The sequence below is a fragment of the Thermoanaerobacter sp. A7A genome, from assembly GCF_000445185.1.
Classification (GTDB): Bacteria; Bacillota; Thermoanaerobacteria; order Thermoanaerobacterales; family Thermoanaerobacteraceae; genus Thermoanaerobacter.
In genome coordinates this window covers 1-2,465 of the sequence record NZ_AVAF01000027.1, presented here as the reverse complement: position 1 = coordinate 2,465, position 2,465 = coordinate 1, and the positions used below count along the sequence as shown (strand labels likewise).

At 34.1% G+C, this 2,465-nt stretch carries 2 protein-coding genes; both read right to left on the bottom strand.

Features of this window, described 5'->3' with window-relative positions; genetic code table 11:
* On the bottom strand, positions 1 to 518 hold a 518-nt coding region (locus M663_RS0101665), incomplete at its 3' end, for a radical SAM protein (protein WP_029687733.1).
* Positions 519 to 530: 12 nt separating this feature from the next.
* Positions 531 to 2,438, bottom strand: a complete 1,908-nt coding sequence (locus M663_RS0101660; protein WP_029687732.1) for a molybdopterin biosynthesis protein — start codon at positions 2,436 to 2,438, stop codon at positions 531 to 533.
* Between the last annotated feature and the right edge of the window lie 27 nt (positions 2,439 to 2,465).

Sequence of the window (2,465 nt, the reverse complement as noted above, 5' to 3'; positions counted from 1 at the left end):
ACAAAATCAAAAATTTCATCGTCATTTATACCTTTTATTACAACCGTATTAATTTTTACAGGTTCAAGTCCAATAGATAAACTTTTGTCAATAGCCCTAAATACATCATCAATATTCCCAAGCCTTGTAATCATACGGTATCGATCTTTTTTAAGACTATCAAGGCTTATGTTAACTCTTTTAAGTCCTGCTTCTTTTAAAGTATCTGCCATTTCATAAAGTTTTGTTCCATTAGTTGTAAGTGCAATGTCTTCAATGCCTTTTATTTTTGATGTTTCATAAATTATGTTCTCAATTCCCTTCCTTACAAGTGGCTCGCCTCCTGTAAACCTTACCTTTTTAATGCCAAGTTCTGCTGAAATCCTAATTATTTTTAAAATCTCTTCGTTCCTTAGAATCTCATTATGATCTTTTTTGGGTATTCCCTCCTCCGGCATACAATAAATGCACCTTAAGTTACATCTATCCGTAACAGAAACTCTTAAATAATCAACATTTCTTCCTAACCTATCTCTCATAAAAATTCTCCTTTACTCGATAATGATAATTTCTCCTAAATTGCTATAGTCATACCCTCCAAGCTTATCAAGCTCATTTTTAAATTCTTCTGAATTTATAACCTCCAAAAACTGCTTTACCCCTTCAAGTTCTAAGTACTCAACGGGAATTGCAATGTCATACTCTTCATTTGCTATCGGAATAAAATCAAGGTCCATAATCTTAGCAGCAGAAAATACCCCAAGTCCAGCATCTGCATTTCCTTTAGCTATTTGTGCTGCAACCGAAATATGAGTATATTCTTCCCTATCATAACCTATGATGTCTTTGGGATTTATACCCAATCTTTTTAATTCATAATCAAGCAAAATCCTTGTACCAGATCCCTTTTGCCTGTTCACAAACCTTGCACCTTTTTTTACAATATCCTCCAAAGAATTAATCTCTAGTGGATTACCTTTTTTAACCATAAGCCCCTGAATTCTTTTTACAAATTTTATAAGGGCAATTTTTCTGTTTGGAATATATCTTTTCACATAAGATTTATTATACTCACCCGTTTCCACATCAAGAAGGTGAATTGTTGCAAAATGTGTTTCCCTATCCCTCAATGAGAGTATTCCCCCAATGCTTCCGACATGGGCTGAAGATAGCGTGAATTTTCCTCTTTTGGCAAGAAGATCTGCTGCAATATCAAGTATCAAATCGTGGCTTCCTATACAAAGAATTGTATTTTTAATCTCGTCTTCGCTTTTTAATATGTTTACATTAACCCTTGTCCCTTTTTCATAACCCTCAAGCTCCTCAGGTATTTCCAAAACCCCATCAGCCCTTACAAGGCTCATTGTAGTACCTGCTCCCCGTTCAATTGGCGCTGCGATGTATTTACCGTCTATAAAACCAAGTTTTACTCTTACAAACTCAAGATATTTTGAAGATGACATAATTCTTTTTGAAAGAGTTGCTTCTATATATCTTTTATCTTTTATATCATATCCTTGAACAAAGTTGATAAGCTTCTTAACTATGTTTTCCATTATAAAATAAGCTGAAACAGGAAAACCTGGTATTCCAACAATAGGCTTATTGTTTACCTTTCCTAGTATAACTGGCTTTCCAGGTTTTATAGCAATTCCATGAATATAGACTTCACCTAAGGTTTCAATAACCTTTTTAGAATAATCCTCACGTCCTGCAGATGAACCAGCATTTAATAGGATAATGTCGTATTCCTTTGAAGCTTTATCAACAACAGCTTTCAATTTCTCAAAATCATCTTTTGCAATATCAAATCTTGTTGGAATTCCGCCGTATTCTTCAACCTGCACGGCAAAAACTCTTGAGTTAAATTCTATTATATCTCCAACTTTAAGTTCTTCCCCCGGTTCTACCAGCTCTGTTCCTGTCGGAATGATTGCAACTTTAGGCTTTTTATAAACTTCAACTTCAAATACTCCTCCTGCAATCAAAGCACCAATATCAGCCGGTCTTATCCTATGACTTTGAGGAAGTATAAGTTGTCCTTCTACTATATCCTCACCAATTTGTCGTATATTTTGCCATGGAATAGCAGGCTTTATTATCTCAACCTCATCTTGAGATACCCATATTAAATCTTCAGCCATAATTACGCAATCATATTCATCTGGAATAGGATCACCTGTATCAACAACTACATAATCAACTCCTTCTTTAAGCCTTACAGGATTTTTGTCTGTTGCAGTAAATGTCTTTTTTGCTACTGTTGCAATCCCGTCAACAGCAGAACTGTTGTAAAAGGGCGATGAAATTTTGGCAAATATAGGTTTTGCTGTAATTCTACCATTTGCTTCATAAGTTTTTACATATTCTGTTTCAACCTTAAAATCTTTTATTTTTTCAAGAAAAATATTTATTGCCTCATTCAAGCTTATATTTGAAAGATAAATATTTTGCCTCATAGCACCCTCCTAAAATTTATAAACTTT